Genomic DNA, 6,115 nt, shown 5'->3' on the forward strand with positions numbered 1-6,115 from the left:
GGCCTCAATAGCCCTTGACGCTGTAATCCACTTCGAAATCTATGCCGGTGACGCGCGATACGCCGGTGTCCAGGGTGCCGTCGGCATGCAGGCGCAGCCAGCGGTAGCCGGGGGCTTCGCTGCCGACCTGGAAGTCCTCGCTGCCCGGGGCGAACTGTACGCAGGTAGAGGGTGAGGCGATCAGGCGCAGATTGCCGCGCATCTGGTCGAACTCCTGATGCACATGCCCCCAGAGCACGGCGCGGGCCTGCGGGTGGCGGTCGAGGATGGCGAACAGGGCGTCGGCATTGCGCAGGCCGATGGGGTCCATCCACTTGCAGCCGATGGGCACCGGATGATGGTGCAGGCAGATCAGGTGATGGCGCTGCGGCGCCTCGCCGAGGGTGCGCTCAAGCAGTTCGAGCTGGTTCTCGGCGAGAAAGCCCGGCACGGCGCCGGGGATCGAGGAATCGAGCATGACGATCCGCCAGGCACCGAGGTCGATCACCGGCTCCAGCAGCTCGCTGCCTTTGCACACCGCCTGCATGGGCGGCGTTTCATCGTGGTTGCCCGCCAGCCAGCGGGTCGGGGCGCCGATGGTCGTGGTGAGTTGGCGAAAGCGCCGATAGGACGCCTCGCTGCCATCCTGGGAAAGATCGCCCGTGGCCAAAATCAGGTCGATCTGCGGCTGTTCCTCCTGAACCTGCTGGATCACTCGTTGCAGGCTGTCGCAGGTATCCATGCCCAGCAGCTTGCCGTCCGCTTCGGCGAACAGGTGGCTGTCGGACAGCTGTACCAGCAGGACCGAGGAATCAGCTGAAGGGGTGGGCAGGCTCGGCAAGACCGTCTCCTAGGGCATTATCGAGTGAATTATGGTGGTTGCCGCAGCAAAGGGAAAACCCGGGAAGCGGACGCAGATCACAGAAAAAACGCCGGGAGCGTCTTTTCGTCTCGCTGGCGCTTAGCTTCGGTGGCGGCAGGTCGGGCAAGGCGCGCCACGTCGCGCTATCGGCCAGGCCGCGAAAAGCTTGATCGTCGGGCTTACATCACCGGCTGCGGCTCATGGCCGCAGGCCAGGCAGTGGCTCAACCACTCACCGAGGAACAGGTTGAGCTGGCTCTTTTCGTCCGGCTGGTGCATCGCCGCGTTGGGGTAGGGGTAGCGAATATGCAGACGTCGGGCATTCTCGGCGCTCACCACTTCAGCCATGCGCGCATCGTGATAGACCCGCACCTGCAGCTGTGGCACCGGCAGCCAGGGCAGGCTGTGTTCCTGGCGCACGCACAGGGTGGTGGTGTAGGGGCAGCTTTCCAGCACTTCCAGCGCCAGCACGCCGAGCAGGTGTTCGCCCTGGCTCAAGGCGACGCGGCGGCTTTGCGTGTGCTCGCGCATGTGCGGCAGCAGGCGCATCAGGCGCGCGTAGTTGGCTTCGCAAGCCGCCTGCAGCTCGACCAGGTCGACCCGATAGCGCTCGCGTAGCAGATTCACGACCACATCCCCCGCACTTCGTCGCGGTTCAGTGCCAGCCATTGCAGGGCGATGATGCTGGCCGCGTTGTCGATGCGTCCGTCGCGTACCGCGGCCAGGGCATCTGCCAGTGGCATGACGTGAACCCGAATGTCCTCGCCTTCCTCGGCCAGGCCGTGTACGCCGCCTGCAGCGCTGCTGTCGCAACGACCGAGAAACAGATGCACGAACTCGTCGGAACCGCCGGGGGAGGGGAAATATCGGGTGATCGGCCACAGCGGGCCAAGAATCAGGTCGGCTTCCTCGACGGCTTCGCGACGAGCCACTTCCTCGGGCTCCTCGTCCTTGTCGATCAGGCCGGCGACCAGCTCCAGCAGCCAGGGGTTGGCGCTCTTGTCCATGGCACCGACGCGGAATTGCTCGATCAGCACTACCTCGTCGCGCTGCGGATCGTAGGGCAGCACGCACACCGCATCGTGACGCACGAACAGCTCGCGGGTGATGGATGGACCCATGTCCCCGGAGAACTGGCGATGGCGCAGCTTGATCCGGTCGAGCCGGTAGAAGCCGCGAAAGCAGTTCTCGCGCGAGAGGATTTCGATGTCGTCGTTGCCCATATTGCCCCCAGATGGTCGTAACGGGCCATACCGCGGCCCGTTACCCGTCACACTAGCGAGCATAGTGCCGCCAGATCAAGCTTCCATGACGGCCCGTCACACGCGCTGATAGAGCTGGCTGCCCTGCGCCTTGAACTCCTCGGCCTTGGCCTGCATGCCCTGCTCGGCTTCCAGATCGACGGCGTCGATACGCTGCTCCTTGGCGTAGTCACGCACCTCCTGGGTTATCTTCATCGAGCAGAACTTCGGCCCGCACATGGAGCAGAAGTGCGCCACCTTGGCCGAGTCCTTGGGCAGGGTCTCGTCGTGGAAGGCGCGGGCGGTGTCCGGGTCCAGACCCAGGTTGAACTGATCTTCCCAGCGGAATTCGAAGCGCGCCTTGGAGAGGGCATTGTCGCGAATCTGCGCGCCCGGATGACCTTTCGCGAGGTCAGCAGCATGCGCGGCGATCTTGTAGGTGATGATGCCGGTCTTGACGTCATCCTTGTTCGGCAGGCCCAGGTGCTCCTTGGGCGTGACGTAGCAGAGCATGGCGCAGCCGAACCAGCCGATCATCGCTGCGCCGATGCCCGAGGTGATGTGGTCGTAGCCGGGGGCGATGTCGGTGGTCAGCGGGCCGAGGGTGTAGAACGGCGCCTCGTCGCAGCATTCCAGCTGCTTGTCCATGTTCTCCTTGATCAGTTGCATCGGCACGTGGCCGGGGCCCTCGATCATGCACTGCACATCGTGTTTCCAGGCGATCTTGGTTAGCTCGCCGAGGGTTTCCAGCTCGCCGAACTGCGCGGCGTCGTTGGCATCGGCGATGGAGCCGGGGCGCAGGCCGTCACCCAGGGAGAAGGACACGTCGTAGGCCTTCATGATTTCGCAGATGTCTTCGAAATGGGTATAGAGGAAGTTTTCCTTGTGATGCGCCAGGCACCACTTGGCCATGATCGAGCCTCCGCGGCTGACGATGCCGGTGACGCGCTTGGCGGTCAGCGGCACGTAACGCAGCAGCACGCCGGCGTGGATGGTGAAGTAGTCCACGCCCTGTTCGGCCTGTTCGATCAGGGTGTCGCGGAACAGCTCCCAGGTCAAGTCCTCGGCGATGCCGCCGACCTTTTCCAGCGCCTGGTAGATCGGCACGGTGCCGATCGGTACCGGCGAGTTGCGGATGATCCACTCGCGGGTTTCGTGGATGTGCTTACCGGTGGACAGGTCCATGACCGTATCCGAACCCCAGCGGATGCCCCAGGTCAGCTTGGCCACTTCTTCCTCGATGGAGGAGCCCAGGGCGCTGTTGCCGATATTGCCGTTGATTTTCACCAGGAAGTTGCGGCCGATGATCATCGGCTCCAGCTCCACGTGGTTGATATTGGCCGGAATAATCGCCCTTCCTCGGGCGACTTCGGAGCGCACGAACTCGGGGGTGATTTCCTTCGGGATGCTGGCGCCGAAGCTGTGGCCGGCATGCTGCTCATTGAGCAGGCCGGCTTCGCGGGCTTCGGCCAGCTTCATGTTCTCGCGGATGGCGACGAACTCCATCTCCGGCGTGATGATGCCTTTCTTGGCGTAGTGCATTTGGCTGACGTTATGCCCCGTCTTGGCCCGGCGCGGGTTGCGCACGTGGGCGAAGCGCATGGCCGAGAGCTCGGCATCATTCAGGCGGCGCTGGCCGAACTCGGAGGATAGGCCCGGCAGCTTTTCGGTATCGCCGCGGTCCTCGATCCAGGCGCTGCGCACATCGGCCAGGCCCTTGCGTACGTCGATGGTGACGTTCGGATCGGTGTAGGGGCCGGAGGTGTCGTAGACGGTGACCGGGGCGTTGATTTCGCCACCGAAGTCCGTCGGCGTCACGTCCAGGCTGATTTCGCGCATCGGCACGCGAATGTCAGGGCGTGAGCCTTGTACGTAGACTTTTTGCGAACGGGGAAAGGGTTGTACCGACTGCTGGTCGACTTGTGCCGACTCACTCAGATTCTTTTGTTGTTGTGCGCTCATCAAGGCTCTCTCCGGGATAGATGTCGGAGTTGGAACCTGAGCGGACGAAGGGCGCGAGAGACACCATGGACGGTGCCGAGAGGACTCGCCGGTACGCTGGCGAGGACATCTTGTTCCCTACGCAGGCCTTAACCTGATCAGGTTCAACGGGATCCGGCAGCTGCCAATCTCAGCCCCGCATATGGGGCACCCCGACAAGAACTCGGGCAGTCTAAACAAGCTGGAGGGAGAAAACCAACCCGGCGGTCAATCAGGATTGACCCGTGCGTCGGAAAGCGACCGGGTTTGGCGGAAAAGACCGATTGTTGCGAATGAGCAACATAGCTTGTCGCCAGCTAGAATGATGCTGCTGACGGTTCGCTTGACCCCCGCCAGTGGCGCCCCGTAGCCTTGCCGATTACCGCCTATTCAAGGATCGACATCCATCATGTTGCGCAGACTTTCCCTGGCAATCGCCGTGGCCGCCGCTTCGGTGGGCCTGGTTCAGGCCGAAGAGGCCCCGCTGTCGAGCAAGACCGACCTGGTCACCGTGTATCAGGAAGCGGCAAGAAACAACGCCGATATCGCCGCCGCGCGCGCCGATTATCAGGCCCGCCGCGAAGTGGTACCGCAGGCCCGTGCCGGCCTGCTGCCCAATTTGTCTGCCGGCGCCAACTACGGTGACACGCGCACCGAAGTCGATTCGCCGAGTGCTACCGTCTCGCGCAGCGGCCTGGTCTATCAGGCCAACCTCAGCCAGCCGCTGTTCCGCGCCGATCGCTGGTTCCAGCTGCAGGCGGCCGAGGCCACCAGCGAACAGGCCGCCCTGGAGCTGTCGGCCACCGAACAGAACCTGATCCTGCAGAGTGCCGAGACCTACTTCGCCGTGCTGCGTGCCCAGGACAACCTGGCTTCGACCAAGGCCGAGGAAGCGGCCTTCAAGCGTCAGCTGGACCAGGCCAACGAGCGTTTCGATGTCGGCCTTTCCGACAAGACCGACGTGCTCGAAGCACAGGCTGGTTTCGACACCGCGCGGGCCAACCGCCTGCTCGCCGAGCGTGCGGTGGATGATGCCTTCGAAGCCCTGGTGACCCTGACCAATCGCGATTATGTGGCGGTCGAAGGCATCGTCCACACCCTGCCGGTGCTGGCACCGACGCCGAACGATGCCAGGGCCTGGGTCGATACTGCTGCCGCGCAGAATCTCAACCTGCAGGCCAGCCTGTATGCCGTCACGGCTGCCGAAGAAAACCTGCGTCAGCGCAAGGCCGGCCATGCGCCTACGCTCGACGCCGTCGCCAGCTACCAAAAGGGTGACAATGACAGCCTTGGCTTCACCAATTCCGGCGCCTTTGGCGCGCCGCGCTACAGCGGCGACGTCTCCCAGCGCTCCATCGGTCTGCAACTGAATATCCCGATCTACAGCGGCGGCCTGACCAGCTCGCAGGTGCGCGAGGCCTACCAGCGCCTGGGGCAGACCGAGCAACTGCGTGAGAGCCTGCGCCGTCAGGTGGTGCAGAACACCCGTAACCTGTTCCGCGCGGTGAACACCGATGTGGAAACCGTGCAGGCGCGGCGTCAGTCGATCATCTCCAACCAGAGTGCCCTGGAGGCCACCGAGATCGGCTATCAGGTCGGTACCCGCAACATCGTCGATGTGCTTGATGCCCAGCGTCAGCTGTACAGCGCCGTGCGCAACTACAACGATGCGCGCTACGACTACATCCTCAACAACCTGCGCCTGAAGCAGGCCGCCGGCACCCTCAGCCCGGCCGACCTGGAAGCGCTGGGCAGCTTCCTCAAGCCGGACTACAACCCGGACAAGGATTTCCTGCCGCCGGACCTGGCCTCGGCCGCCGAGTCTCGCCTGCAGGGCGACCCGGATTTCTGAGCCAAGCGCAGAGACGAAAAAGCCCCGACGCAAGTCGGGGCTTTTGTTTTCTCGCGTTCATCCGTAGGGTGCGCCGCGTGTTCAGCCGGGGGACATGGTAAACACCTGTCGGGAGACATGGGTAACAGGTTGATGATCATGTTGCCCGCTGCCTCAAGTCTATCTGGCGTAGCGTTTTTCGAATGAAGACCACATCGTAGAC

5 protein-coding genes and 1 riboswitch are annotated in these 6,115 nt (G+C 63.5%); of the genes, 1 reads left to right on the top strand and 4 read right to left on the bottom strand.

What is annotated here, in order from left to right; translation table 11 throughout:
- Positions 1-4 precede the first annotated feature (4 nt).
- The 4 genes from cpdA to thiC all read right to left on the bottom strand — a co-directional run bounded on the left by cpdA (position 5) and on the right by thiC (position 4,043).
- Positions 5-820, bottom strand: a complete 816-nt coding sequence (cpdA, locus tag BLS61_RS10085) for a 3',5'-cyclic-AMP phosphodiesterase (RefSeq protein WP_090430391.1) — start codon at positions 818-820, stop codon at positions 5-7.
- A gap of 200 nt (positions 821-1,020) precedes the next feature.
- Entirely contained in the window at positions 1,021-1,473 is a 453-nt protein-coding gene (locus BLS61_RS10090) for a DUF1249 domain-containing protein (RefSeq protein ID WP_090430392.1), read from the bottom strand.
- Positions 1,464-2,063 (bottom strand): NUDIX domain-containing protein, encoded by a 600-nt coding sequence (locus tag BLS61_RS10095; protein ID WP_090430394.1) that lies wholly within the window; start codon positions 2,061-2,063, stop codon positions 1,464-1,466. Before BLS61_RS10095 ends, BLS61_RS10090 begins: the two co-directional genes overlap by 10 nt.
- Before the next feature lie 96 nt (positions 2,064-2,159).
- Positions 2,160-4,043: a phosphomethylpyrimidine synthase ThiC gene (gene thiC / locus BLS61_RS10100; protein WP_090430395.1), complete on the bottom strand. Its 1,884-nt coding sequence runs from the start codon at positions 4,041-4,043 to the stop codon at positions 2,160-2,162.
- A gap of 97 nt (positions 4,044-4,140) precedes the next feature.
- A riboswitch (TPP riboswitch) is annotated at positions 4,141-4,247 on the bottom strand.
- A 223-nt stretch (positions 4,248-4,470) separates the two neighbouring features.
- On the opposite strand from thiC, the gene BLS61_RS10105 reads away from it, so the two are divergent.
- The gene (locus BLS61_RS10105; protein ID WP_090430397.1) at positions 4,471-5,913 is read left to right on the top strand and encodes a TolC family outer membrane protein; all 1,443 of its coding nucleotides are present in this window, start codon (positions 4,471-4,473) and stop codon (positions 5,911-5,913) included.
- The last annotated feature ends 202 nt before the right edge of the window (positions 5,914-6,115 follow it).

The organism is Ectopseudomonas guguanensis, assembly GCF_900104265.1.
Taxonomy (GTDB): Bacteria; Pseudomonadota; Gammaproteobacteria; order Pseudomonadales; family Pseudomonadaceae; genus Aquipseudomonas; species Aquipseudomonas guguanensis.

Excerpts from the sequence above, each read along its gene's own strand:
- BLS61_RS10095 (WP_090430394.1), bottom strand. The coding sequence starts at position 2,063 with ATGGGCAACGACGACATCGAAATCCTCTCGCGCGAGAACTGCTTTCGC.
- thiC (WP_090430395.1), bottom strand. The coding sequence starts at position 4,043 with ATGAGCGCACAACAACAAAAGAATCTGAGTGAGTCGGCACAAGTCGAC.
- BLS61_RS10105 (WP_090430397.1), top strand. The coding sequence starts at position 4,471 with ATGTTGCGCAGACTTTCCCTGGCAATCGCCGTGGCCGCCGCTTCGGTG.